The 25,300-nt window shown below is 61.0% G+C and carries 26 protein-coding genes, 1 tRNA gene and 2 riboswitches; of the genes, 15 read left to right on the top strand and 12 right to left on the bottom strand.

From position 1 onward, the window contains the following. Positions 1 to 2: 2 nt before the first annotated feature. From SM764_RS09225 to SM764_RS09200, 6 genes are read left to right on the top strand one after another with little or no spacing between them, the layout of a single operon-like run. Positions 3 to 1,451 (top strand): N-6 DNA methylase, encoded by a 1,449-nt coding sequence (locus SM764_RS09225; protein ID WP_369001597.1) that lies wholly within the window; start codon positions 3 to 5, stop codon positions 1,449 to 1,451. Further along, the gene (locus SM764_RS09220) at positions 1,448 to 2,527 is read left to right on the top strand and encodes an endonuclease NucS domain-containing protein (RefSeq protein ID WP_369001595.1); all 1,080 of its coding nucleotides are present in this window, start codon (positions 1,448 to 1,450) and stop codon (positions 2,525 to 2,527) included. The genes SM764_RS09225 and SM764_RS09220 overlap by 4 nt, the downstream gene beginning before the upstream one ends. Further along, positions 2,524 to 4,284 carry a restriction endonuclease subunit S gene (locus SM764_RS09215; RefSeq protein WP_369001593.1) on the top strand — a complete coding sequence of 587 codons (1,761 nt, stop codon included), beginning with the start codon at positions 2,524 to 2,526 and terminating at the stop codon, positions 4,282 to 4,284. Before SM764_RS09220 ends, SM764_RS09215 begins: the two co-directional genes overlap by 4 nt. Continuing rightward, a complete protein-coding gene (locus tag SM764_RS09210; protein ID WP_369001591.1) occupies positions 4,281 to 4,643 on the top strand; it encodes a hypothetical protein in 363 nt (120 codons plus the stop codon). Before SM764_RS09215 ends, SM764_RS09210 begins: the two co-directional genes overlap by 4 nt. 49 nt (positions 4,644 to 4,692) lie before the next feature. Beyond that, complete coding sequence (locus SM764_RS09205; protein WP_369001590.1) at positions 4,693 to 5,157, top strand: DUF6998 domain-containing protein; 465 nt, start codon at positions 4,693 to 4,695, stop codon at positions 5,155 to 5,157. Further along, on the top strand, positions 5,154 to 6,107 hold the full coding sequence (locus SM764_RS09200) for a GIY-YIG nuclease family protein (protein ID WP_369001589.1): 954 nt from the start codon (positions 5,154 to 5,156) through the stop codon (positions 6,105 to 6,107). Before SM764_RS09205 ends, SM764_RS09200 begins: the two co-directional genes overlap by 4 nt. A gap of 318 nt (positions 6,108 to 6,425) precedes the next feature. Here the strand turns inward: SM764_RS09200 and SM764_RS09195 are convergent, their stop codons facing one another. After that, the gene (locus SM764_RS09195; RefSeq protein ID WP_369001588.1) at positions 6,426 to 6,758 is read right to left on the bottom strand and encodes a hypothetical protein; all 333 of its coding nucleotides are present in this window, start codon (positions 6,756 to 6,758) and stop codon (positions 6,426 to 6,428) included. A 611-nt stretch (positions 6,759 to 7,369) separates the two neighbouring features. Between SM764_RS09195 and SM764_RS09190 the strand changes: the two genes are divergently transcribed. Both SM764_RS09190 and SM764_RS09185 read left to right on the top strand, forming a co-directional pair. Continuing rightward, positions 7,370 to 7,618, top strand: a complete 249-nt coding sequence (locus SM764_RS09190; RefSeq protein WP_369001587.1) for a hypothetical protein — start codon at positions 7,370 to 7,372, stop codon at positions 7,616 to 7,618. A gap of 3 nt (positions 7,619 to 7,621) precedes the next feature. Beyond that, positions 7,622 to 9,697 (top strand): AAA family ATPase, encoded by a 2,076-nt coding sequence (locus tag SM764_RS09185; RefSeq protein WP_369001586.1) that lies wholly within the window; start codon positions 7,622 to 7,624, stop codon positions 9,695 to 9,697. 151 nt (positions 9,698 to 9,848) lie between these two features. Here SM764_RS09185 and SM764_RS09180 read toward each other — a convergent pair whose 3' ends face one another. Continuing rightward, on the bottom strand, positions 9,849 to 10,295 hold the full coding sequence (locus SM764_RS09180; RefSeq protein WP_369001585.1) for a terminase small subunit: 447 nt from the start codon (positions 10,293 to 10,295) through the stop codon (positions 9,849 to 9,851). A 317-nt stretch (positions 10,296 to 10,612) separates the two neighbouring features. Next, a tRNA-Lys gene (locus tag SM764_RS09175) sits at positions 10,613 to 10,688 on the bottom strand. Positions 10,689 to 10,876: 188 nt separating this feature from the next. On the opposite strand from SM764_RS09175, the gene dapF reads away from it, so the two are divergent. Both dapF and mtaB read left to right on the top strand, forming a co-directional pair. After that, on the top strand, positions 10,877 to 11,719 hold the full coding sequence (gene dapF / locus SM764_RS09170) for a diaminopimelate epimerase (RefSeq protein ID WP_369001584.1): 843 nt from the start codon (positions 10,877 to 10,879) through the stop codon (positions 11,717 to 11,719). Beyond that, positions 11,716 to 12,978, top strand: a complete 1,263-nt coding sequence (mtaB, locus tag SM764_RS09165; protein WP_369001583.1) for a tRNA (N(6)-L-threonylcarbamoyladenosine(37)-C(2))-methylthiotransferase MtaB — start codon at positions 11,716 to 11,718, stop codon at positions 12,976 to 12,978. The genes dapF and mtaB overlap by 4 nt, the downstream gene beginning before the upstream one ends. A gap of 30 nt (positions 12,979 to 13,008) precedes the next feature. Here mtaB and SM764_RS09160 read toward each other — a convergent pair whose 3' ends face one another. The 5 genes from SM764_RS09160 to SM764_RS09140 form a co-directional block, all read right to left on the bottom strand. Beyond that, positions 13,009 to 13,431, bottom strand: coding sequence for a GFA family protein (locus tag SM764_RS09160; protein ID WP_369001582.1), 423 nt, complete (start codon positions 13,429 to 13,431; stop codon positions 13,009 to 13,011). A 98-nt stretch (positions 13,432 to 13,529) separates the two neighbouring features. Further along, on the bottom strand, positions 13,530 to 14,321 hold the full coding sequence (locus SM764_RS09155) for a cytochrome c1 (RefSeq protein ID WP_065271915.1): 792 nt from the start codon (positions 14,319 to 14,321) through the stop codon (positions 13,530 to 13,532). 19 nt (positions 14,322 to 14,340) lie between these two features. Beyond that, positions 14,341 to 15,672: a cytochrome b gene (petB, locus tag SM764_RS09150; protein ID WP_065271914.1), complete on the bottom strand. Its 1,332-nt coding sequence runs from the start codon at positions 15,670 to 15,672 to the stop codon at positions 14,341 to 14,343. A gap of 11 nt (positions 15,673 to 15,683) precedes the next feature. Beyond that, positions 15,684 to 16,244, bottom strand: coding sequence for a ubiquinol-cytochrome c reductase iron-sulfur subunit (petA, locus tag SM764_RS09145; RefSeq protein ID WP_065271913.1), 561 nt, complete (start codon positions 16,242 to 16,244; stop codon positions 15,684 to 15,686). Positions 16,245 to 16,458: 214 nt separating this feature from the next. Further along, positions 16,459 to 17,061: a glutathione S-transferase gene (locus SM764_RS09140; protein ID WP_065271912.1), complete on the bottom strand. Its 603-nt coding sequence runs from the start codon at positions 17,059 to 17,061 to the stop codon at positions 16,459 to 16,461. 173 nt (positions 17,062 to 17,234) lie between these two features. On the opposite strand from SM764_RS09140, the gene SM764_RS09135 reads away from it, so the two are divergent. The 3 genes from SM764_RS09135 to SM764_RS09125 all read left to right on the top strand — a co-directional run bounded on the left by SM764_RS09135 (position 17,235) and on the right by SM764_RS09125 (position 19,066). Beyond that, on the top strand, positions 17,235 to 17,654 hold the full coding sequence (locus tag SM764_RS09135) for a DUF7282 domain-containing protein (RefSeq protein ID WP_369001581.1): 420 nt from the start codon (positions 17,235 to 17,237) through the stop codon (positions 17,652 to 17,654). 147 nt (positions 17,655 to 17,801) lie between these two features. After that, positions 17,802 to 18,356 (top strand): sigma-70 family RNA polymerase sigma factor, encoded by a 555-nt coding sequence (locus tag SM764_RS09130; RefSeq protein ID WP_369001580.1) that lies wholly within the window; start codon positions 17,802 to 17,804, stop codon positions 18,354 to 18,356. Beyond that, a complete protein-coding gene (locus SM764_RS09125; RefSeq protein ID WP_368947637.1) occupies positions 18,341 to 19,066 on the top strand; it encodes an anti-sigma factor in 726 nt (241 codons plus the stop codon). Before SM764_RS09130 ends, SM764_RS09125 begins: the two co-directional genes overlap by 16 nt. Positions 19,067 to 19,100: 34 nt before the next feature. Here SM764_RS09125 and SM764_RS09120 read toward each other — a convergent pair whose 3' ends face one another. Continuing rightward, positions 19,101 to 19,709, bottom strand: a complete 609-nt coding sequence (locus SM764_RS09120; protein WP_369001579.1) for an FMN-binding negative transcriptional regulator — start codon at positions 19,707 to 19,709, stop codon at positions 19,101 to 19,103. 58 nt (positions 19,710 to 19,767) lie between these two features. Continuing rightward, positions 19,768 to 20,026: riboswitch (FMN riboswitch) on the top strand. An 82-nt stretch (positions 20,027 to 20,108) separates the two neighbouring features. Here SM764_RS09120 and SM764_RS09115 point away from each other — a divergent pair. Next, positions 20,109 to 20,558 carry a 6,7-dimethyl-8-ribityllumazine synthase gene (locus tag SM764_RS09115; RefSeq protein WP_065271908.1) on the top strand — a complete coding sequence of 150 codons (450 nt, stop codon included), beginning with the start codon at positions 20,109 to 20,111 and terminating at the stop codon, positions 20,556 to 20,558. A gap of 121 nt (positions 20,559 to 20,679) precedes the next feature. Here SM764_RS09115 and SM764_RS09110 read toward each other — a convergent pair whose 3' ends face one another. Genes SM764_RS09110 through thiB form a run of 3 tightly spaced genes read right to left on the bottom strand, consistent with a single transcriptional unit; the run spans position 20,680 to position 23,868 of the window. After that, complete coding sequence (locus SM764_RS09110) at positions 20,680 to 21,372, bottom strand: thiamine ABC transporter ATP-binding protein (protein WP_274833123.1); 693 nt, start codon at positions 21,370 to 21,372, stop codon at positions 20,680 to 20,682. Then, positions 21,359 to 22,915, bottom strand: coding sequence for an ABC transporter permease family protein (locus SM764_RS09105; RefSeq protein WP_369001578.1), 1,557 nt, complete (start codon positions 22,913 to 22,915; stop codon positions 21,359 to 21,361). The genes SM764_RS09110 and SM764_RS09105 overlap by 14 nt, the downstream gene beginning before the upstream one ends. Then, entirely contained in the window at positions 22,891 to 23,868 is a 978-nt protein-coding gene (thiB, locus tag SM764_RS09100) for a thiamine ABC transporter substrate binding subunit (protein WP_369001577.1), read from the bottom strand. Before thiB ends, SM764_RS09105 begins: the two co-directional genes overlap by 25 nt. Before the next feature lie 44 nt (positions 23,869 to 23,912). After that, positions 23,913 to 24,009, bottom strand: a riboswitch (TPP riboswitch). Positions 24,010 to 24,189: 180 nt separating this feature from the next. On the opposite strand from thiB, the gene aroC reads away from it, so the two are divergent. Beyond that, complete coding sequence (aroC, locus tag SM764_RS09095) at positions 24,190 to 25,293, top strand: chorismate synthase (RefSeq protein WP_274829928.1); 1,104 nt, start codon at positions 24,190 to 24,192, stop codon at positions 25,291 to 25,293. Positions 25,294 to 25,300: the final 7 nt, after the last annotated feature.

Below are 25,300 nucleotides of genomic sequence, written 5' to 3'. Positions count from 1 at the left end.
TCATGTCCGTCCGCAACCTCGTCAAATCCATCCAGGACATCATGCGCAAGGACACCGGCGTCGACGGTGACGCGCAGCGCATGTCGCAGCTGGTCTGGATGTTCTTCCTCAAGATCATGGATGACCAGGATGAGGCGCTGGAAATCACCTTGGACGACTACACCTCGCCCATCCCCGAAGACCTGCAATGGCGCTCTTGGGCGGCTGATCCCGAGGGCATCACCGGCGACATCCTGTTGTCCTTCGTCAACGACGACCTCTTCCCGCGGCTCAAGATTCTGTCGCCGCAGAAAGGCCCCCGCGCCAAGGTCGTACGCGACGTATTCGAGGATGCCTACAACTACATGAAGTCCGGCCAGCTCATGCGGCAGGTGATCAACAAGATCAACGAGGTCGACTTCAACAACCTGTCGGAACGCCAGCACTTCGGCGACATCTACGAACAGCTGCTGAACGATCTCCAGAACGCGGGCAACGCTGGCGAATACTATACGCCCCGCGCCGTCACCGCCTTCATGGTGCAGCAGATGGACCCGAAGCCCGGCGAAATCCTCATGGACCCGGCCTGCGGCACTGGCGGTTTCCTGACCTGCGCCATGCGACACATGCGCGACACCCACATCAAGCGCCCCGAAGACGAGACGCTGATGCAGGCCTCCCTGCGCGCGGTCGAGAAGAAACCGCTCCCCCACATGCTCTGCGTCACCAACATGCTGCTGCATGGGGTCGAAGAGCCGTCCTGGGTCCGCCATGACAACACCCTGGCCCGCCCGCTGGTCAGCTGGACCAAGGACGAGCGCGTCGACATCGTCCTGTCGAACCCGCCCTTCGGCGGCAAGGAAGAGGACGGAATCGAGAACAACTTTCCCCAGTTCAAGACGCGCGAAACCGCCGACCTCTTCCTCGCGCTCATCATCCGCCTGCTCAAGGACACCGGCCGCGCCGCCGTGGTCCTGCCCGATGGCTCGCTCTTTGGCGAAGGCATCAAAACCCGGCTCAAGGAACACCTGCTCGAGGAATGCAACTTGCACACCATCGTGCGCCTGCCGAACTCGGTCTTCAAACCCTACGCCTCCATCGGCACCAACCTGCTGTTCTTCGAAAAGGGCACGCCGACCAAGGAGGTCTGGTATTGGGAACACCGGGTGCCCGAGGGGCAAAAGGCCTATTCCATGACCCGGCCAATCAAGCTGGAGCATCTGGACGACTGCGCCGCATGGTGGGGCGGCGCAGCGCGTGAGGGGCGCGAGGAAAATGACCGCGCCTGGAAGGTGTCGATCGACGAGATCCGCGAACGGAACTTCAACCTCGACATTAAGAACCCGCACCAGGAAGACGTGGACCATGGAGAGCCCGAGGAACTCTTGGCTGACCTGCAAAAGGCCGAAGCCAGCGTCGACAGCCTACGGGCCGAGCTGAAGGCCATCCTGACCGAGGCGCTTTCCCGATGAACACTCACATCTTTTCTGACTACGCCTTAGGACAACTGCGTGCTGCCAAAGCCGCGATGATTGACGATGTCGAGATCAAAGAAATCCTCGAAGCTAAGGACGAGGTTTTGGCGAGATACAGCCCTGCCTTCCAACCGGGCCAAATTGATACCCTTGAAGAGGATGTGCTCAGGTCTTTCCTGCGGATCGAGAACAACCATCATTGGTCTGGACTGCACCGTCAGGTGAATAGGGTGTGCGCAGATATGGATGCCACCCGCGCAGCGTTGACGGAATTGGTGAATGAAGCGCATCCGATCTCGGACCGGATGCAACCAGTCACCGAAATCAAGGGTATGGGGAAAGGCATCATCACCGCCATCTTGCATGTCGCCTATCCAGCCAAATACGGCGTCTGGAACAACACTTCCAATGATGGCCTCAGCGATCTTGAACTCCTTCCCAGCTTTGCTCGAGGAGCCAGCTTTGGCGAACGTTACGAAGCCGTCAACGACGTCCTTGTCGCGCTCGCCACGGAACTTGATGTGGACCTTTGGACCCTCGATACGATCTGGTGGTATCTCGGCGCAGATGACGACTCCGAAGCAGTAGATCATCAGGAAACGCTTTCGCCAGAAACTCCCGTCCCGACGTCGCCCCAAAAGACAGCCCGTTTCGCGCTTGAACGGCATCTGCATGACTACATGTTCGACAACTGGGACATGCTGGACCTTGCCCGTGATTGGGACATCTACGCCCGTGACGGTGAGCCCGAGGCGGGCTACGAATTTCGCACCCCCATCGGGCGCATCGACCTGCTGGCCCGCCACAAGCGCGAACCGCGTTGGATGGTCATCGAACTCAAGCGAGAGAAATCGTCAGACGCCGTGGTCGGACAAGTGCTTAGATACATGGGCTGGGTGCAACGACATTTGGTTGAAGACGGCGAGGCGGTAGAGGGCCTTGTCGTCGCCACCGAGGGCGACCCCCAGTTGCACTACGCGCTCGACGTTGTGCCCGCGGTGTCCTTCAAGTCCTACGAGGTCGAATTCCGGCTCAAGAATGGCCCGACATTCCGGGAGTTCGCGAAGCCATGAACGCGGAACGATTGCTGGAGGTTTACGAGCAGATCAGCGAAGCGCCGGAAGCCATCGCGCGGCTGCGGCGGTTCGTGCTGGATTTGGCAGTGCGTGGGAAGCTGGTGGAGCAGGATGCGGAGGATGAGCCTGCCTCTGTTCAATGTGAACGGATCGCAGCGGCGAAGGCCCGACTGGATATTAAAGAGAGAAAGGCGAAAAGGAGGCTGGTCGATCCATCTTTGACCGAGGTTTCTTTCGACCTTCCAGCCGGTTGGGCTGATGCTCGATTTGCAGACTTGGTGCGCGTCGTGAATGGTCGTGCCTATAAGAAGCCCGAGCTTCTTTCAGAAGGCACTCCAGTTCTTCGTGTCGGTAACCTCTTCACATCGGATCACTGGTATTACTCCGATCTGGAACTCGAAGAAGACAAATACTGCGACAAAGGGGACCTGATCTATGCGTGGTCCGCTTCCTTTGGCCCCTTCATTTGGGACGGCCCGCGGGTTATCTACCATTATCACATCTGGAAGCTGCCGCTATTCAGCGAGGACGACCTGAGCAAACGCTACATCTTCCTGTTCTTGCAGCAAAAAACGCGCGAAATCAAAGATGCGGGTCACGGGATTTCAATGATCCACATGACCAAGGAGAAAATGGAACAGCTTGTCGTTCCGCTCCCCCCTCTCGCCGAACAGCACCGGATCGTTGCCAAGGTCGATGAGCTCATGGCGCTTTGTGATCGGCTGGAGGAGGCCCGCAAGACGCGGGAGGAGGTGCGCGACAAGCTCACCGCCGCCAGCCTCGCCCGCCTGACCGCCCCCGAGACGACGGCCCAAGCGGAGCCAGCAAAAGTGGGCACAGGTTTTGCGTCCGGCCCTGCGACCAGCGAAGATAACTTCCCCACCCACGCCGCCTTCGCCCTGGAGGCGCTCCCCGCCCTCACCACGCGCCCCGACCAGATCAAGACCCTCCGCCAGACCATCCTCAACCTCGCCGTCCGCGGCAAACTGGTGGAACAGGAAACGGCAGACGAACCGGCGTCGAAGATGCTGGAGCGGATCGGCACATTGCCTCCACCAGCACGATATAAGAAGCGCAGCCCTGAATTGGTCCCCGGAGATTGTGGCCTTTCAATCAACAAGCCTCACCTTGCGATACCCAATGGATGGCTCTGGGTGCCACTGGTGCAGGTGGCGCGGCTGGAAAGTGGGCATACCCCGAGCCGTAACCGACCTGACTGGTGGGATGGTGACGTTCCATGGATGGGCCTCGTAGATGCGCGAGCCCATAATAATGGCCGCATTTTCGAGACGATCCAGCACACGAACGATGAGGGCCTTTCCAACTCCGCTGCGCGGCTGCTGCCCGCCGGAACCGTCTGCTTCAGCAGAACTGCTTCCGTCGGCTATGTCGTCATCATGGGCCGTTCAATGGCTACCAGCCAAGACTTCGTAAACTGGGTGCCAACGGAGGCAATCTCGTCAGAATGGCTGCAACTCGTAATGATAGCTGAGAGACCAGCGATCCCACGGTTCAGCAAGGGCGCCGTTCACCAAACAATCTATTATCCAGCATGGTTGTCGATGCACGTCGCGCTCCCCCCCCTTGCCGAACAACACCGCATCGTGGCCAAGGTCGACGCCCTCATGGCCCTCTACGACCGGCTGGAGGCCGCCCTGACCACCACCGACAGCACCCGCACCCGCCTCCTCGAAGCGCTCCTCCACGAGGCGCTGGAGCCTGCCGCCCCCCCTGCCATGGAGGCCACGGAATGAGTTTTCGCGTTTTGGATGCCCTTCCCATCCTCGTCATGCGTTTCGGCGAAACCGTAAACAAGATCCTGGACAACCGGGACGGTCGACTTGGACTGGAAAACAAGAACAAAGTGATGGGTTTTCATACCGCCTCCGACAAGGCCGTCGGTCTCGACATCTATCCAGCGAACCTCAATCGTGTGCGCCTTTGGATCGAACCGCCAGAACCGCCGCCCATTTCGGGCATAGTTGTTCTCGGACCAAAGAAATGCGCTGACCTTCGGCGGAGCGAACTGAATGCGCTTGCCGATGCCAAGGGCATCTATCTGGAGGCAGAGGACAAGGCAGCATTCGAGGCGCTTCTTGCATGGTATTCATGAGACAATATCAGGGGTATGTGACACTCTGCGATTGTTTGGAGGCCGCCGAATGAGCGAGGACGTTGACTGGAAGCAGGTGACCGCCTTGCTCGACGATCTCTACACCGCCGCCGACGGCCTCGAACAGATCTTCCCCGGTCGGAAGTTCACCCTCGACGGTCATCTCGTCGGCAGCATTGGCGAGGTCGTCGCCGCCTATATGTTCGACCTAGACCTGAACCCGGCCTCCACCCAGGGTCACGACGCCCGCGCCCGCGATGGCCGCCAGGTCGAGATCAAGCTGACCCAGGGGCGCGGCGTCGCCATCCGCCACGAACCCGAACACCTGATCGTCCTGCATCGCCCCGCAGGCGGCCCGATCCGCGTGGTCTTCAACGGCCCCGGTCCAATCGCATGGGCCGCCGCAGGCAAGATGCAGAAGAACGGCCAACGCCCGATCTCGCTCTCCCGCCTGACCGCACTGTCGAACGACGTGGCCGAGCAAGACCGCCTGCCAAGGAAACCCACGTCATGAGCAACGGCCTGCCAGAGGGTAAACGCATCCGAATCCGTTCCTTCTACGGTTTCAACCCCGAGGACGCGGGCTATGTCGGCTGGTCCAAGGAAACGGACCGCGACGCCTACCTGCGCAAGCTGAGCGACGGAGACCTGATCATGATCTACGGCGCCAGCACCTCCGAGACCAAGAAGGCCGAGCGCTCCTACGTTCTGGGCTTCCTCGAGATCGAGTCACGCGCCATCCGGGATACAGACAAGTCCTCTGACTTCGCCTTGCAGGAAAAGCGCGAGAGGGGATGGGCAGGCCGGTGGACCCATGCGCTCCCCGTCCGGCGGGCATGGCGCACGGAAGAGAAGATGATGATCGGGCGGATCGCCTTCAACTCCTATCGCCCCGAGGCCGGACAGGCGCTGGCTGTGCATGGCGCTGAACTGGATGACGCCGAGATTGAGCAGGCCCTGAAGATCAGAGTCCGGGAGGTCAACGTCTTCGGCGAACCCCCGGTGGAAACGCAGGAGACGGGGGTGATCCCGTTTGGACAGGTGTTCAAACCCTCCCGGGCTTTCCAGAGCAGCCACGGCGAGCGCACAGCCAACTACGAGGATGGCGAGACCTACGCCTACCTCGCCGTCTTTGAAGGAGACGGACATGCGCTCCTCAATCGAAGGAAGGAGTTCGGGGACAAGTCCGTCGCCATGAAGATCGGCGTTTCCAACGACACCAAACGCCGATTGGCGGAGTTGAACGCGGGCATCCCCCCGGCTGCCAGCGGCAAGTGGTCGATCAGCATGATCTCGCAGGCCTTTGCAGACAATAAATCGGCCGAAGCGAGCGAAGCTCTCTTCAAGGAACAGGCTCAATCTCGACTGGAAAGCCTGGGTGGGGAGTTCTTCTGGGGCAGGCTTGACGACGCCAACTCCATCTTCTGGTCACTGCCGGGTATGGCTCGATTTTCCACGAAGTAGGCCGCCGTCGTCTTGTGGAGTCGTGGTGGGCAAACGGCCTTCGCTGCAAGGAGACGTATGCGCCAAGCACATCGGTGCGCCCAGGATAACGCAATATGGTAAAGCCGCTTGGTCCTGCCTCGGATCCTTGTCAAATGCCGTTTCCGACATCTGTCTTCATGGACCTTTCCGCACTTCAACGTCCGCAATGGGACTTGGACTGGTCATCCGCTGCGCTTGTTACAAAGGTCTGCTTCGGGCCGGTCGCTTCCCGTCAAAGGGTGCCTTCTGATACGTAGGCTTGTTTTGATTTGCCCGTGATCGAGGAAAGCCGAGGGGTTATCTCCGAAAGATATCGCCTGCCAACCTTTTGACGATTGCCTCTGTGAATTTGTCCGCACGGCACGGGTTGATGTTGTTGTCGAGCATCAATATCAACACCTGTTTCTCGGGGAACACGAAGTTCGACTGAGAGTATATCTCGCATATCCTCCGAAAGGCCCGAAGGAATTCAGGTGAATAGATTGTGGCAAATCCCGGGTTGATTTGCTTCCTGACAGGCCTGTTGAATTTCTTGCAGATCTTGACCTGCTTAGTTAGCGTTTTCTTCTTAGGTCTCTTTTTCCCCAAGTCGCAGGTAGGTGTTATCCTCGAGTAGTAAGAAGCAGTCATCCTGCTCTCCTTCTCAACCAATATGGCTAAGCGTGCCAGATGCGAAATGCTGCGGCAAGCATGAAGGGCCGCTTCAAGATAGCCGCGCCGCGGCGTACCTGCCCCCGGTCAATGACCGGTAAGGGCCGTTCGCGCCGATCATTGAGCCAGGCGATACCGACTTTGCAAAGGACGCTATCTGCGCTTCGCTGTTATTCCCGTCAGTACAGCGAATGTCAGGTGTACGCCCGAAATGCATCTGCTGGCCCAATTTGCTCGAACCATGATTGGATCGCTTCGGGCTGTATTTGGTCGCTATTACATCGCTCTCTGGGGGGCTTGTCGTTCAAGTGTCTATCCCGCCATGCGCCCCCCTTGAACAACAACCGGCCAGCATCGGTTTGATAGCTTATCCCTGGCAAGCAAACTTCCGTGCGTAGAGCTAGTGATTCGCCGAAACGGTCCACCGCCCTGATAGCTGAGTTACGCATTTTTCCAATAAAGATGGAAAAAGAATTTATATTTGTCAGTCACTTATGGTGTTCTCCCGAAAAAAGTTCCCGGATGAGGACGACCGATACTTGGCCGGACTGGTTTGTTGATGACCAGTTGAAACCAGCAAAGGTCTAAACATGACTACGAGCGCCAAATCCAATCACGTCTTCTGCGAATGCGGAGGAATTTTGCCGACATATGCCGACCGTGCGACGGTCGCTGATCTCGTCACCCGGCTCTACTTTCCGGTCACGGCGCGTACGATCCGGACGTGGCCTTTGGTTGCGAGGCACCCGAACAAAAAGGCGGTGCTGAATGTCCGGGAAGCCTTGGATTATGCGGCCCAGAAACTGGCCAACTCTCCTGGCATGAAGCAGGGGGGCTGAGTGATGGAGCGGTCGACCGATCCCCGCGAAGAGCATCTGAGCGGTAGTGCTCTGGAGTTCTATCAAGCTTGCAAGGAACTGATCGACAGGGGTTTCTTCGTGTTCCCCTGTCGGCAGAACAAGCAGCCTTTCACTCCGCATGGGTACAAGGATGCGACACAGGACCTCGACGAGGTTTTCATCTGGGCGCAGGATTTGCCGGACGCACAACCGGCTGTCGCCTGCGAGATGTCCGGGCTGATGGTTGTCGATATCGATGACCCTGAGGCCTACGAGGCCTTTCTGGCAAAGCACGGGCTGGAAGAGCCGCAGACCGTAGCGGCTACGACGCCGAGCGGCGGGCGGCATCTCTACTTCCGGGCAGAGGAGGGTGCCGCCCCTGCAGGGCAGCTGTGCCCTGGGGTAGACTTGAAATATCGCGGTTATGTTCTTGCCCCGCCTGCCACGGCCATCTCGAAACGGGCTGAGACTCTTGGCCAGTACCAATGGGTCGACGTTGGCCATGAGATTGCGCCTATGCCGCATTGGCCTGGCGTCGTTTCGAAGGGATTGCCGCCTGTGGAAGGGCCGACTTCGCCGTCGCTCTACGATGGGGAGACGGTGAAGGGCGGAACGTCTTTGGCGGAGTTGCGGGAGCTGATCTGGTACATTCCTCCTGACATTTCTTACCCGGAATGGCTGCCTGTCCTCGGCGCGGTATATGCAGCTACGCAGGGTTCCAGCGCGGGGCTTGAATTGGCTGATCGCTGGTCCGCCGATGGGGAGAAGTATAAGCGCGGAGAAGTTGAACGTATCTGGAAAACCTTGTCGTCTCACAAGTCGGCAGGCACTGCGTATATCGCAGCCAAAGCGGGTGAGTACGGTGCGGATCTCGGCGCCATCCATCACCGCCACAATCCTTCGAGCAGCCACGGAGTGCCTGACATCAGTGGTCTGTTGGGGGCTGCGGATAGTGGGGACGCAAAGCCAGAGCCTGCGCCTCACATGGCTTCTCTTGCGGTGTCCGAGGCAGAGGAACGGGTCAGGCAGCGTGTATCGGTTCTTCAATCCAATACTGTTTCTGGCGATCAGGTCGAGTCGAACCTGGACAACGACTACCTTATCAAACACTGGCTGTTTCGCAATGAAACCTGTGTGCTTTACGGGCCCACGAATGTGGGAAAGACATTTGTTGTTCTTAACATCGCCCATCACATTGCGAGTCATACCGATTGGAACGGAAACCGCGTGATGGGAGGGCCTGTCATTTACCTTGCATCTGAAGGCGGGCGCGCGCTCATGAATCGTATGGTCGCGCTGCCGGGTGGTCCAAGCGCTGACTTTCACCTCGTCACGGAGGCTATCGATCTCTTCAGTGACGATATCGATGTTCAGGCAATCGTACGGCTTTGTCACGATATCCTGGGTGTCGGTGTCAGTCCTGCTCTGATTGTCATCGACACATTGGCTCGATCTATGGGTAACGCAGATGAAAATACTGCGAAGGACATGAATGTTGTCTACAAACGTGTGGACAGCATTCGCAGGCAAACTGGTGCAAGCGTTTTGCTGGTCCATCACAGTGGCAAAGACGTCGACCGTGGCTCTCGGGGGAGTACATCCCTTCCTGGGGCGGTCGATACTGTAATCGTCTGTGGGAAGAAAGACGGGCTTCGCTACATAGAGTCTGATAAACAACGCAACGGAGAAAATGGTCTTCAGGCGTTCTTCCAGCTGGAGCCTTATGTTCTTGGCATTGATGCTGATGGCGATGAAAAGACGACCTGCTACGCGAAATTCCTAGAGGCAGCAGCAGGAGCGAGGAAGGTCAAAGGCAAAAACCAGGTGAAGGTCCTGAGGTTACTTGAAGAGTTCCTGTCTGAGGCCGCTGAGCTCCACTGTGCGGACCCGGCCTATGCCGCACATGTCAAGCGGGATGCCTTCATGGAGTATGCTGCACCGCAGATGGGGAAAGGAACTCCCAAACAGGGGAAGCGTGCTGTGCATGAAGCCTTGGTCGCTCTCAAGACTATGGGGCAGATTGACGACGATGGCACATGCCTGTCTATCCCTGTGAAAGACGAACCTCACGTTTCGTGACTTCAGTCGGACCCATTCCAACTGCAAAGCAGCGGGTACGAACGGAACGGTTCCCTTTAGGGGACCGTTTCGTTCGTTCGGGTGCAGTCCGTATCTGCCAAAGCCAAACCTAGACAACCCTCAGGGGTTGCCTGGTAGAGGGTGTTTGACGTCACGATTGACTCGCCATCATCTTGAGGGACTCATCATCCAACCGAACGTATGGATTTCCCGATGCGAGTGTTTCCAGTTCGTAGCGCGACAATTCGGTCAACTCTCGCTCCGCAGGCTCTCTGATTGGGTCGGGGCGCTTAGGTGGAACCCAGCCCAGACGATCCAGCACATCCCGGGCAGCCTGTAGGCGCAGCTGAGGACTGACGTTATCGCTCAACAGCAGTTCCTTAATCACACCGACCGCCTGAGGCCCCAGGGCTTTCAGCCGGTCATTCATGGCGTTTCTGATCATCTCAGTCACTTGCGGATCGCGAAGCCATCTATAGCCCATGCTGTGGGCTGAGGATTGCGGAACGCCAGCGCTGAGGGCTGCCTGTGTTGCATTGCCAGAGTCAGCGTATGCTTCCGCAAACCGAGCGCGCTTCTCCCAATCGGGTTTGGCCATCACAAAGGTCTCCTAAGGGTGTGGGGTGGGCTAAGCCTAGCCCAGTCGCCCCAAGGAATCGTCCTGTGGGTGTTTGCGCAGATTTGCTCCGGATGGTCTTAGGGGATGGGAGGTAGGCATATGTGCAGGAGTCCCATCGGCGGGCAGGGGATACCCCCGGGGGGTGCGCCGCCAACGCCTTGGCGCGGGCATAACGCGCTTACTCCGAAAAGCCCAAGGAAGCCTATTTTTATCCGAAAATACTCCGAAAAATTCGGGGTATCGGCGTAAGTGTTTCACTCTGCTAGTGATCAGTGGTTTGATTTCATTGAAGAAAGTGGTGAGCCGTGCAGGATTCGAACCTGCGACCCACTGATTAAAAGTCAGTTGCTCTACCAACTGAGCTAACGGCCCACTATCTTTGTGCTGTCTAAGCGAAATACTCCCGAAGGATCAAGCGCTTAATTCGCGTCGGTGTCGCTTGGCTTGGTCATCCATGCTGTCCCGATAGGCGGCGTATCTAGGGGGAGTACGGCGGGGGGTCAACCCCTTTTTTCAAGTTTATTGGCACAAGGCTGGATTCATCTTTGCGCGGGGTCTATATGCCCGCCATGAGCATGACAGAAAACATCGGTTTCCCCTTCATGAAGATGCACGGGCTGGGCAACGACTTTGTCGTTGTCGACGCGCGTGCGCAGGACATCGCGATCACGCCCGCGCTGGCGCAGGGAATCGCACACCGGCAGTTCGGTGTGGGGTTCGATCAACTCGCTGTGATCTCAAACGGTGCAGGCGATGCGCATCTGACCTTCTACAATGCGGATGGCTCGACCTCGGCGGCCTGTGGCAATGCCACCCGGTGCATTGCCCGCCATCTGATGCTTGAGACCGGCAAGGATGCGCTGCATCTGACCACCGACCGCGGTGATCTTTATGCGCGCGAAGCGGGCGAGGGCCTGACTTCGGTCAATATGGGCCAGCCGCAGCTGGACTGGCAGGAAATTCCGCTGGCCGAGGAGATGGACACGCTGGAGCTGCCGATCGAGGGCGGGCCGACGGCCACTGGTATGGGCAATCCGCATTGTACCTTCTTTGTCGAGGACGCCGATCTCATCCCGCTGGCGGAGTTCGGCCCGCGTTATGAGCATCATCCGCTCTATCCTGAACGTACCAACGTGCAGGTGGCCCATATTGTCGGCCCCGATCATATCCGTATGCGGGTGTGGGAGCGCGGTGTGGGCGTGACTCTGGCCTCTGGCTCCTCCTCCTGCGCCACAGCGGTTGCAGCGGCCCGCAGGGGCCTCACAGGGCGCCGGGTGCGCATTGACCTGGATGGGGGCACCCTGTGGATCGACTGGCGCGAGGATGGTGTCTGGATGACCGGTCCGACCATGCATGTCTTCAGCGGCACCTTCACCGCCGAATTCCTGGATTCGCTGCAATGACAGCGCCCAAGTTCACCACGCTTGGCTGCCGCCTCAACGCCTATGAAACTGAGGCGATGAAGGAATTGTCCCGCGCGGCGGGGCTGGAGGATGCCGTGGTGGTGAACACCTGCGCGGTGACGGCCGAGGCGGTGCGCAAGGCGCGCCAGGAAATCCGTCGCCTGCGCCGGGAAAACCCGGAGGCGCCGATCATCGTCACCGGCTGCGCTGCCCAGACCGAGCCCGAGACCTTTGCCGCGATGGAAGAGGTTACCCGCGTCATCGGCAATACCGAAAAGATGCAGCCGGACACCTGGGCTGAGATCGCAAAGGGGCCTGATTTCATTGGCGAGACCGAGAAGGTTCAGGTCGATGACATCATGTCGGTTACCGAAACCGCAGGCCACCTGATCGATGGATTCGGCACCCGCTCCCGCGCCTATGTGCAGGTTCAGAACGGCTGCGATCACCGCTGCACCTTCTGCATCATCCCCTATGGCCGCGGAAATTCGCGCTCGGTCCCTGCTGGTGTGGTGGTGGACCAGATCAAGCGGCTGGTGGACAAGGGTTATAACGAGGTGGTGCTGACCGGGGTGGATCTGACCTCTTGGGGGGCGGATCTGCCTGCTGAGCCGAAACTGGGCGATCTGGTGATGCGGATCCTGAAACTGGTGCCGGATCTGCCGCGTTTGCGCATTTCATCCATCGATTCGATCGAGGTGGACGAGAATCTGATGCAGGCTATCGCCACCGAGCCGCGTCTGATGCCGCATCTGCACCTGAGCCTGCAGCATGGCGACGACATGATTCTCAAACGTATGGCCCGGCGCCATCTGCGCGACGATGCCATCCGATTTGCCGAGGAGGCGCGTAAACTGCGCCCCGATATGACCTTTGGTGCCGATATCATTGCCGGTTTTCCGACCGAGAGTGAGGCGCATTTCGAAAACTCGCTGAAGCTGGTGACGGATTGCGATCTGACCTGGCTGCATGTCTTTCCCTACTCGAAACGGGAAGGCACGCCTGCGGCGAAAATCCCGAAGCAGGTGGATGGCAAGGTGATCAAGGAACGCGCTGCCCGTCTGCGCGCCGCAGGCGATGCGCAGGTTCAGAAACACCTTGCTGCGCAGGTAGGGCGCACGCATCGGATCCTGATGGAAAACCCCCATATGGGCCGCACAGAGCAGTTCACTGAGGTGACCTTCGACGCGGCGCAGGACGAGGGGCAGATCGTGACTGCGGTGATCACACGCGCCTCCAAGGGCCAGCTGACTGCCTGAATCGGCCTTCCCTGCGCTTCTGCGCGGGGATCAGCGTTCGGGCTTCCAGCCCGGTTGGCCTGCAAAGGAGAGCACGTCAGGGCCGAGTTGGTCCCAATGCGGCCGGTCGCGTGCAAATACGACGACTTCGATCTCCAGACCCTCCGCATCGTCCATCGTGCCAAGCGACAGGGTCAGGTGATCGGGGGTGCGGGTGTTCTGTCCGTAGATCGGGCATCCACAGGTACCGCAGAAGGCCTTGGTAACCTCTGAGGCCTTTCCGGACTGGTACCTGAAGGTGCTGACTTCACCGCTGATGGTGACCGCCTCTATCGGGAACATGGCGCCGACTGTGTGACCTGTCCCGCTGATCCTTCGGCATTCCTCGCAATGGCATTGCGCGCCAACGCGCGGTTGCCCTGTTGCTACATAGGTGACGGCGCCGCAAAGGCATTTTCCGGTGTATCTGGTCATGGACAGACCCTAGAGGGCATGGCTGGTGCCGCAACCACAAAGAAAAACCCCCGCCACTGGCGGGGGTTTTCTGTTTCTGCATCAGGGGAAGACCCGGCTTAGGAGGTCTTCTTGCCCTTGTGGGGCGCCCAGAGGCGTTTGTTGGTCAGGTACAGCAGCACCGACAGAACGGTCAGGATCAGTACGCCGACGAAACCGGCGGTCTGACGGGCCATCATTTTGGGCTCTGCTGTCCACATCAGGAAGGCCGCGACGTCCTGCGCCATGTGGTGCACGTCGTTGGCGTGACCGTCAGCGAATTCCACCTGCTCATCCGACAGCGGCGGCGCCATCGAGATCCAGCCGCCGGGGAAGGCGGTGTTGCCGTAGAAGGTGGTGCCTGCTTCTTCCTTGGTCTCACCGGTGTAACCGTCCAGCAGCGAGGCGATGTATTCGGCACCGCCCATGCCTTTGAACAGCTGGTTCAGACCCGATCCGTAGGGTCCGTGGAAACCGGCGCGCGCCTTGGCCATCAGGCTGAGGTCGGGGGCGCCGAGCGAGGTGTTCGCCGGGAAGTGGTCAACCGGTTTTGCGGGGCGGAAATCGTCCAGCTCGGCATCGAACACTTCGAAGTTTTCAGCGGCATAGGCGCGGACCTGATCCTCGGGCAGGCCGGGGCCGCCTTCGTCGGACAGGGTGCGCAGCGGCACGAACTTCAGACCGTGACAGGCCGAGCAGACCTCGGTGTAGATCTGCAGACCGCGTTGCAGCTGGTTCTGGTCATAGGTGCCAAAGGGGCCCTCGAAAGAGAACTGGAAGTCCTCCACGTGGCCGCTTCCGCCTGCCGCAAAACCTGCGGCAGGAATGAGCGCCAGAGCGAAGGCGGCACCGGTTGCGAGTTTCTTCAACATGGGTAGCTGTCCTTCTAGATTACTCGGCAGGAGTGGCTTCGCCGGATTTCTTGCCATAGTGGGCGTCGAAATCCTCTTCGATGGTGGCCGGCATTGCGGTCGGCTTCTCGATGACACCCAGCAGCGGCAGGATCACCAGGAAGTAGCCGAACCAGTAAGCCGATGCGATCAGCGAGAACGATGCATAGGGCTCTTCTGCGGGCATCGCACCCAGCCACATCAGGGCAAAGAAGTCGATGATCAGCAGGTAGAACCACCACTTGAACATCGGACGGTAGCGACCCGAACGCACGCGGCTGGTGTCCAGCCAGGGCGCCAGAGCCATCACCGCGATGGCACCGAACATGGCCAGCACGCCGAAGAACTTCGCATCGACGATACCGCCGGTGATGAAGGAGGCGATCTGAACCACCCAGACTTCGGAGGTGAAGGCACGCAGGATCGCGTAGAACGGCAGGAAGTACCATTCGGGAACGATGTGTGCAGGCGTCGCCAGCGGGTTGGCTTCGATGTAGTTATCGGGGTGACCCAGGTAGTTCGGCATGAAACCGACGACGGCCCAGAAGATCACCAGAACGATGGCCAGACCCAGGAAATCCTTGATCACGAAGTAGGGCCAGAACGGCAGGGTGTCTTTTTCGGCTTCTTCCTTGGATCCTTTACGGACATCAACACCGGTCGGGTTGTTGTTGCCGGTGGTGTGGAAAGCCCAGATGTGGACAATCACGAGGCCAGCAATCACGAACGGCAGCAGGTAGTGCAGCGAGAAGAAGCGGTTCAGCGTCGCGTTGCCAACAGCGGGTCCGCCCAGCAGCCAGGTCTGGATCGGCTCACCGATGAACGGAATCGCACCGAACAGGCCGGTGATCACGGTCGCGCCCCAGAAGGACATCTGACCCCAAGGCAGAACGTAGCCCATGAAACCGGTGCCCATCATCATCAGGAAGATTAGCATGCCGATAATCCAGGTGATTTCGCGGGGCGCCTTGTAGGAGCCGTAGAACAGGCCACGGAAGATGTGGATGTAGACCGCGATGAAGAACAGCGAGGCGCCGTTTGCGTGCAGGTAGCGCAGCATAAAGCCGCCGTTCACGTCACGCATGATGTGCTCAACGCTGGCAAAGGCCAGATCAGCATGCGGAGTGTAATGCATCACCAGCACGATGCCGGTGGCGATTTGCAGCGCCAGGCAGAAGGCCAGAACGATGCCCCAGATCCACCACCAGTTCAGGTTCTTGGGGGTGGGGATCATGATTGTGTCGTAGATCAGACCGACGATGGGCAGGCGGCTGTGCAGCCACTTCTCTGCGCCAGTCTTCGGTTCGTAATGGTCGTGCGGAATACCGGACATGTGGCGTCTCCTTATCCCAGCTTGATGGTTGTGTCGTCGTGGAACTCGGCGACCGGTACGTGCAGGTTCTGCGGGGCGGGGCCTTTGCGGATCCGGCCTGCGGTGTCGTAGTGCGAACCGTGGCAGGGGCAGAACCAGCCGTTGAAGTCACCAGCGCCATCGCCCAGCGGCACACAGCCGAGGTGGGTGCAGACACCCATCATGACCAGCCATTCGCCGGCTTCGTCCATGGTGCGGTTCTCGTCCGATGCGTCGGTGCCCGGCTTGTTCGGGTTTTCCGAGGCCGGATCGATCAGCGCGGACAGTTCAACCGCCCGGGCTTCGTCGATTTCAGCCTGGGTCCGGCGGCGGATGAACACCGGCTTACCAAGGAACATTACGGAAATCTGTGTTCCCACTTCCACGCCGCTGATGTCCACCATGATCGAGGACAGCGCCTTGACGTCAGCAGAGGGGTTCATCTGATTGACCAGGGGCCAGACTGCGGCACCTGCGGTGACTGCCCCGGCGCCGGCAGTGGCGTAGTAGAGGAAATCTCTCCGGGTTCCTTCGTTGTCTTCTGCGTGGGACACGAGGTTTTCTCCAATTCCAGCGCCCGTTTAGGGCAAACATGCGCATACACTGCAAGAAACCCGCAGTGCCTTATCGCGCGTATCTAGCGGGGAGAAGCCCTTTCGTCCAGCCGTGATATACGCGCCGTTGTGTCGCGTGGGCAGTTTCTTTTTACAGACTGTCACAAAAGCCACTGTTGTTTTGACAGGCCCATCCCCGGTCGCAGGCTGCCGTTCAGGCGGCAGGCGGCTGGGTGGCCTGCATCGAGGGACGCGATTCGAATTCCGCGAACCAGTCCGCCAGCGCCTCGTTGCCGTGGCGCCAGTTCGAGGTCGGGTGGCGGAAATCGAGATAGGCGAGGGCGCAGGCGACGGCGATCTGCCCCATGTCCAGCGGTCCTTTCAGATGCGCCATCCAGCGACTGTTGAGCGCCGAGCAGGCCCCCAGCACTTTGCCTAGCTGAGCTTCGATCCAGTCTTCCCAGACCATGCCTTCGGGACGCAGACGCCGTTCATAGGTCATCAGGACCGCTGCATCCATCATGCCATCCGCAGTCGCCTCCAACACCTTGGTGTCCCAGGAACGCGCATAAAGATTGCTGCCCGCGCGATGGTCCAGATAGGCGCAGATCACCCGGCTGTCATAAAGGGTTGGCCCGCTGGCCCGGGTCAGCGCCGGGATCTTGGCCAGCGGGTTGCTGGCCTTGAGATCGTCGCTGGGGGCGATGGCTGTGGTGTGCACATCGACAATGTCCACATCCTCCAGCTGCTCGGTTTCATGCAGCAGCACCATGACTTTGCGCACAAAGGGCGAGGCGGGCGAGTGAAAGAGTTTCATGATGGACCTCCCAAGGTTTGCCGCCACCCTAGATCGCCAGCGGGACAATACAATGTGAAAAAAATCTGGGGCGCGCTGAAACTTTTTCGCGGCTGCTGCGTGAATTCGGGGTGAACCGACATTGGTTCGCCAATTCGAACGCTTGAAACACATCTCTTGGAAGGAGTTTCACAATGAAATCCGTCATTCTGTCTGCCGCTCTGGTAACCACTGCCGCCCTGTCCGCCCCGGTGTTCGCCGGTGGCCACATGAAGCCCATGGTCATGGCCGAGGATCAGTCGGTTGCAAACGGCATGGTCAGCGCCAGCCAGGTTGTGGCGCCCGCAAACGGCTGGCTGGTGGTGCACCGCACCAATGCCGACATGAAGCCGGGTCCGGTTGTGGGTCACGCGCCGCTGCGCAAAGGTGAAACCGCCGATGTCGCCGCCATCCTGACCGAAGAGGTCGCGGCAGGCGACATGCTGATGCTGATGGTCCACGGCGAGGACGGCGGCATGAAGACCGGCATGTTCGAATACACGCTTGGCGCCAAGGAAGACGGCCCGGTCAAGATGGACGGCAACCTGGTGATGACCGTCATCACCGCCAAGTAAAACAGACATTGGCTGACCGCTGGCCAGATGCCTCCTTCTTGGTTGTTAAGACTAAGAACAGAGGCAGGGCACCCGGCGTTCTGCGCCGGGTGTTTTGACTTTCTGTGCGACCTGTCTACCTAGATGGGAAATCAGGGCCGGGCAGATATGACAACACCAGCAGAGATCGAGACGATGATCGCACGAATCGCCCTGCGCGACCGGCGTGCTTTCGCAGCGCTCTATGATGCGACCAGTGCCAAGCTGTTCGGCGTCTGCCTGCGGGTGCTGAAAAACCGCGGCGAGGCCGAAGATACCCTGCAAGAGGTCTTTTTGCGGATCTGGGCCAAGGCGGATAGCTATGCGGTGACCGGGCACAGTCCGATGACCTGGCTGATCACCATCGCCCGGAACCTGTCGATTGACCGGCTGCGGGCCCGTCAGGCGCGGATGTCCGGTCAGGGCGACGGCGGCGATCTGCTGGAGCAGGTGCCGGACAGCAGCCCCGGCCCCGAAGCCACTACCATTGCCCGGTCCGAGCAGGCCCGCATGAACACCTGCATGGAGGAATTGCCGCAGGACCGTGCAGAGGCCGTGCGCGGCGCCTATCTGGAAGGAGACAATTACCAGACCCTGGCAGAACGCCATGGCGTTCCGCTGAATACGATGCGTACCTGGCTGCGTCGCAGCCTCCAGAAACTGAAAGAATGTCTGACCCGATGAGCGGCACCGATACCCCTCAGGCAGAGCCTCCCTTCGACGACGAGTTCCTCGCCGCCGAATACGTGCTGCATCTTCTGGATGCCGAGGCACGGCGCAGCTTTGAGGCGCGCCTGGCGGCGGAGCCTGCCCTGCGGGGAGAGGTGCATCGCTGGGAGGCGCATTTTGCCAGCCTTGCCGAAGAGGTGCCCGAGACCGCGCCACCCGCCCGGGTGAAGGCGGCGCTGATGGCGCAGATCGACGCCGCGCCGGAAGGTCCAGAAGGCGTGCGGCGCATCTTCTCGGCCTGGCGCATGGGGCTTGGCGCGCTGGCGGCGGCGCTGGTTCTGGTGGCGGCGCTGGTGCTGGTGCCGATCCTGACGCGCCCGGATTTCTCACCGGCCTATCATGTTGATCTGGCCTCGGCCGATGGCGACCTCTTCGTGGCCGCCGGGCTCGATGCGGAGCAGAACCTGCTGCTGATCCGGCGTGATCAGGGCGCGCCGCGTCCCGGCCGGGCGCTGGAACTGTGGCTGATTGCCGATGGGGCCGAGGCGCCGGTCTCCCTTGGGGTGCTGCCGGATGAGAATGAGATTTTCGTGACCCTGCCTGCGGAGTTGGTGCAGCAGTTTGCCGGGGCGACTCTGGCGATCTCGGACGAACCAGAAGGCGGCTCGCCTACCGGTGCCCCCACCGGCGCGGTTCTGGCCGCTGCCGCCGTCGAGACCCTGTGATTGCTGCCCCGACCCGCGCGGGGCAGTCCGGGGATCAGGGGCGCATCATCCGAGCCAGGTCATCCAGCTCGGCGCCAAAACCGGTGGTGATCTGATCCGCGACCGCCGTGCGGGCGGGCTCAGGCTTGTTCTGACTTAGCTTCCAGGTACCCTCCACCGTTTCGATGCTGAGCCGGACCGGCACGATCATCCGCATCAACCGTTCCAGCGCCTCCGGCTCCATCTTGTCGCTGTGCCAGGGCGGTTTCGGCAGCAACCGCGCCTCGTAAAACGCGGATTGCCGGTCCAGAAGGCCCAGCAGTTCATCCTGCGGGCGCTGCTCCAGCCTGCCGGTCAGATGCACAGCCACGTAATTCCAGGTCGGCACCTGATCGGCCAGCCCGTACCAATCGGGCGAGACATAGCCATCCGGCCCGCTGACCGCCAGCCGCGCAGCCTGCGGGGTTTTCAGCACCCGGGTGATCGGGTTCGACCGCACCAGATGCAGATCGGCAGAGGTGCCGTCTTCGCTTAGTAAGAACGGAACATGGCTGATCAGCGGCGCCTCTGCCGTGGAAACCGCCAGCACGCCAAAGGCGCGCGTTCGGGCAAAATCGAGATTCTGCGCGCGGTTTGCATCATGATAAATGGGATTGGGGTGCATATTGATCTCCTGACGTCGCGAACAGACTTGAAACACCGGCCCGCTGTTGGCAAGTTCTGCCTGTTCTCAGGGCGGGGCGAAATTCCCCACCGGCGGTATGCGGGGCGTGTCCCCGTCAGCCCGCGAGCGGCTTTTCGGGGCGTGTACCCACAGCCAATGAGACGAACATCGGTTCCGGTGGCTTGGACAAGCGCGTCCACAGCCCGAAAAGTGGGAACCGGTTTTCGGATCAAGCTGTGGAGCAGTCAGGAAAGTGACAAGCAGATCTGGTGAGAAGCCAGAGCCGACGGTTATAGTCCGGATGGAAGAGAACGTGCGACAGGGACTGCCTTTTTCGGGGCGGGGCTCCTGCCGTTCGTTATCGCCTTGGGTGACGTGTCGAACCTATAGGAGATAACCATGACACACACCCGATATGCATTCATCAAGGCCAATTGGCACGCCGATATCGTCGATCGCGCGCTCGAAGGATTTCAGGAATTGATCCCGGCCGAGCAGATCGACGTCTTTGACGTGCCCGGCGCATTCGAGATGCCGCTGATGGCGCAGGAGCTGGCCAAGACCGGCCAATACGCCGCGGTGGCCTGCGCCGCGCTCGTGGTGGATGGCGGCATCTACCGGCATGATTTCGTGGCGCAGGCGGTCGTGGACGGGCTGATGCGTGCAGGAATGGACACCGGCGTGCCGGTGCTGTCCGTCTCGCTGACCCCACATCATTTCCAGGAAACCGATCACCACATGGCGATCTACCGCGACCATTTCGTGCAAAAGGGCCGCGAAGCTGCACAGGCTGCGCTGATGATCACCAAGACGCGGGAGCAGGCAAAAGGATTGGCGCAGGCTGCGTAGACCTTCGTATTTGTGACCAACAGCCTGCCGCTTCAGCGGCAGGCACGCGGCCGCCCGCCCCCACGGCGGGCGCGTTCCGCTCCCACCTCGGTCGGACGCTGAATTGCCCTTCTGAAAAAAACTACCCCAGATAAGCCTTCAAGGCAGGCGGCGGGTTGTCCAAAAGATCCGCCGTTGGCCGGGGCGGATGAGCCTGCCCCTCGGCCACCAGCACCACCTGATCGGCAATGCGCCGGGCATCGCCGGGGTCATGGCTCACCATCAACAGCGTTGCGCCGCTCTCCGTTGCCAGTTCCGCCACCAGATCCAGCATCTCGGCCTTCAAGGCAGGACCCAGTGCCGCGAAGGGTTCGTCCAACAGCAGGATATCCCGCCCCTGCACCAGCACCCGCGCCAGCGCGACACGGCTTTGCTGTCCGCCGGACAGGGCGGCAGGTTTGCGCGTCTCCATGCCTGAAAGGCCGACTCGCTCCAGCGCCTGCGCGACGCGGGCGTGTTCGGAATCGCTCAGTCGCAGGTTCGGCTGCAGGCCCAGCCCGACGTTTTGCGCCGCGGTCAGATGCGGAAACAGATTGCCATCCTGAAACAGCATGGCGACCGGACGCTTACCGGGCAATTGATCGCTCAGATCGCTATCTCCCCAGAAGATCCGCCCGCCGGAGAGGGGGAGAAACCCGGCGACGGCCTCGATGAGGGTGGTCTTGCCCGCGCCGGAAGGGCCGATGACCGCAACCCGCGCGCCGGGGGGAATCGCGAAATCAGCAGTCAGGATAAAGCCGCCATTGTCGATGCGGATATGTTCAAGCTTCAGCATGCCAGCGTCCTCCCCGGTCCAGGATCCAGAAGGCCCCCATCGACAGGCACAGCAGCACCAGCGCCGCGCCCGCTGCCGCCTGCATCTGGTAGGCGCCCATCAGCCGGTAGACTTGCAAGGGCAGGGTGGCGACCTCGGGATCGGCAAAAAGGGCAATAACCCCAAGGTCCCCCATCGACAGCGCCGCCGCCAGCCCGGCGGCAAATCCGATCTGCGCCCGCATACGCGGCAGGACCACCCACAGGATAAAGGGTCGCCCGGTCATATCAAGAGAGAGCGCAAGCCGCCGGTGCCGGGTGATGACATCGCGGGCCGCCGGGATCAGGATCCGCATGGCAAAGGGCAGCGCCATCACCGCATTGACCAGCGCCGTCACTGGCAGCGCCAGCGCAAAGGGGCTGGCCACAGGATAGATCAGGATGAACAGCCCGGTGCCGATCACCAGCGGAGAGGCGGCAAGTCCCAGAAGTCCGGCGACCTCCATCGGCAGCGGGCGCCCCAGCGCCGCCGCCAGCGCCATCGGCAGGGCCAGCGCCAGCAGGATCAGGGTGCTGGCGCCTGCCACCAGGATTGAGGCCCCCGCGGCCTTCCAGACCGAGGCGGGCAGGGTCAACACGCCCGGCAGCCCCGACAGCACCACCGCCAGCAGCGGCAGGAGCAGGAACAAAGCGGCAAAGAGGATCCAGAAGCCATCAAGCCCGCGCGCCACCGCGCCGCGCCCGTCCCAGCGGCGCAGCATTCGGTCAAGCCCGCTGCCGAACCCTTCGCCCACCGGGGCGCGCAGGGCGATCATGGCCGCCAGAGCGGTCAGTAGCAGCTGCACCGCCGACAACAGCGCCGCGCGGCCCAGATCGAAATCGAAACTGAAGGCCTGATAGATCGCCAGTTCAATGGTGGTGGCGCGCGGGCCACCGCCCAGCGTCAGCGCCACGGCAAAGCTGGAGAGGCAAATGGCAAAGACAACAGCCAAGGCGCCGGGTATGATGCGGGCCAGCATCGGTGCCTCCAAAAGCTGCCACATGGCGCGCGCGTCTGCGTCCAGTTGCGCGGCCAGACGAAAACGTTCGGCGGGGATCTCCTGCCAGCCTTGCAGGATCAGCCGCGTCGCCAGCGGCAGGTTGAAAAAGACATGGGCCAGCACAACACCGTGCAGACCATAGATGCTGAGGGGTTCAAGTCCGAACAGTTCCAGCGCATCGCTGACCCAGCCTGCGCGGCCAAAAACCGCGAGCAGGCCAAGGATGGCAACAATCACCGGCAGGATGAAAGGTGCGCCCAAAAGGGCGATCAGCAGGCTGCGCCCGGCAAAGCGTCGCCGTGCCAGCGCGCGGGCCACAGGCACCGCAATGGCGACGCTGAACAGGGCAGAAAGGCTCGCCTGCACCAGCGTGAACCGCACCGCCGCCCAATCGGCGGTGACCAGCCCGCGCCCGGGTTCGGCGCGTAAGGCGACCGCTGCCAGCGTGCCAAGGATCAGCGCCGCCACCAGCAGGGCGGCGCCATATCCCGCAGCCGGGCTTAGCGGCTGAGCGCGCCGCGCCATTCGTCCAGCGCCGCATCACGCACAGCCGCAGCCTGATCGGCGGGCAGCAGCAGCGAATTTGTCGGGGTGATCAGCGTTTCAAATCCCTCGGGCAGACCGCCGTCAGGCGTCACCGCCGGATACATCCAGTTGGTGGTGGGGATGACGGACTGGAAGGCATCGGTGACCATAAACTGAAGGAACTGATCGGCCAGCTCGGGCTGGTCGCTGGCGGCGAGTTTACCTGCGACTTCGACCTGCATGTAGTGCCCTTCGGCGAACGACGCGGCCGCCTTGCTGGCGTCCTCTTCCGCGATCAGGTGATAGGCGGGCGAGGTGGTATAGGAGAGCACCATGTCGGCCTCGCCCTCTAGGAACATGCCATAGGCCTCGGACCAGCCCTTGGTCACGGTGACGATATTGTCGGCAAGACCTTCCCAGATCGTCGGCGCCTCATCCCCGTAAGCGGCCTTCACCCACATCAACAGGCCCAGACCCGGGGTGGATGAGCGCGGATCCTGGATCACGATCCGGGTGTCGCTGGCGGCCAGCGATTTGAAATCGCCCGGCACATCGGCATCCGCATTGTGGACAAAGGCGAAATAGCCCCAGTCATAAGGAACAAAGGTCGCATCTTCCCAGGCGATGGGCAGATCGAACTCGGCGCTGACGGAATGATCCGCAAACAGGCCGCTTTCCTTGGCGGCGGCGGTGAGGTTGGTATCCAGCCCCAGCACCACATCGGCATCGGAACGGTTGCCTTCCAGCTTGATCCGCGCCAGCAGCGCGGCGCCATCGCCCGCGCCGACCAGTTTCAGATCGCAGCCGCAGACCTCTTCAAAGGCCTTCTCGACCGCAGGGCCGGGGCCCCAGTCCGAGACAAAGCTGTCGTAGGTGTAAACGGTCAATTCGGGCGTCTCGGCGAATGCCGCCGATGCGCCGAGCAGTCCCGCTGCAAAAACAGAATACTTCATGGCATCCTCCTTTGCGGCGATGGGCAAGGGTGGTGCCGTTGACGGGTCTTATCCATAACCTTCCCTCCGCCGGTGTTAGCCGGTTCAGGTTCAACGGGTGTGATCTCAGCGCCCTTGTGCGACGCACCCCGAGGTGAGCGGCAACCTAGGGCCCGGGGGCGGCAAAGACAAGGAAAGAGGGCGGCGGCGCGGATGTTTCGCGCGCGAAACAGGTGACCAGCGCCTTGCCGCAGCGTGCGCGGGACAGGCAACGCGGGCGCAATTGCACTTGAGCCACGCCCGCCCCGCCGCTAAGCACGGATCGCAAAGGAGACCGCCCCCATGTCGATGAACAGCTTTGGCCATCTTTTCCGCGTCACCACCTGGGGTGAAAGCCACGGTCCCGCGCTGGGCGCCACCGTCGATGGCTGCCCGCCGAACGTGCCGCTGGAGCCGGAGATGCTGCAGCAGTGGCTGGACAAGCGCCGCCCGGGTCAGAACAAGAACATGACCCAGCGCAACGAACCGGATGCGGTGAAGATCCTGTCGGGTGTCTTTGAAGGAAAATCCACCGGCACGCCGATCCAGCTGATGATCGAGAACACCGACCAGCGCTCCAAGGATTACGGCGATATCGCCCAGACCTTCCGCCCCGGTCATGCCGACATCACCTATTACCAGAAATACGGCAACCGCGATTATCGCGGCGGCGGACGGTCCTCGGCGCGGGAAACGGCGGCGCGGGTGGCTGCGGGCGGTGTTGCCCGCGAGGCGATTAAGGCGCTGGCACCGGGGCTGGAGATCAAGGGCTATATGGTCGCCATGGGCGAGATGGGCATCGACCGGGAACGGTTCGATTGGGACGCCATCGATCAGAATGATTTCTGGATCCCCGATGCGGGCGCGGTGAAGGATTGGGAAGACTACCTGCAGGCGTTGCGCAAGGCGCATGATTCCGTCGGCGCGGTGATCGAGGTGGTGGCCCGCGGCGTGCCCGCCGGGATCGGCGCGCCGGTCTATGGCAAGCTGGACACCGATCTGGCGGCGGCGATGATGTCGATCAACGCGGTCAAGGGGGTGGAGATCGGTGAAGGCATGAATGCCGCGCGTCTGAAAGGCTCGGAAAACGCCGATGAGATCTTCATGGGCAACGATGGTCAGCCGGTCTATTCCAGCAACCACGCAGGCGGCATCCTGGGCGGGATTTCCACCGGCCAAGATGTTGTCGTGCGATTCGCGGTAAAGCCGACCTCGTCGATCCTGACGCCGCGCCAGTCGATCCGCAAGGATGGCAGCCCGGCCGAGGTGATCACCAAGGGCCGCCACGACCCCTGTGTCGGTATCCGCGCGGTGCCGGTGGCCGAGGCGATGATGGCCTGCGTGATCCTGGATCACCTGCTGCTGCACCGTGGCCAGATCGGCGAGAACCAGGGGAAGATCGGCTAGGGGCCAC

This window comes from Pseudophaeobacter sp. 1A16562, from assembly GCF_041008785.1.
GTDB lineage: Bacteria > Pseudomonadota > Alphaproteobacteria > Rhodobacterales > Rhodobacteraceae > Phycobacter > Phycobacter gallaeciensis_A.
Note: the sequence above shows the minus strand (reverse complement) of the source record. Positions and strands in the feature narration are given on the sequence as shown.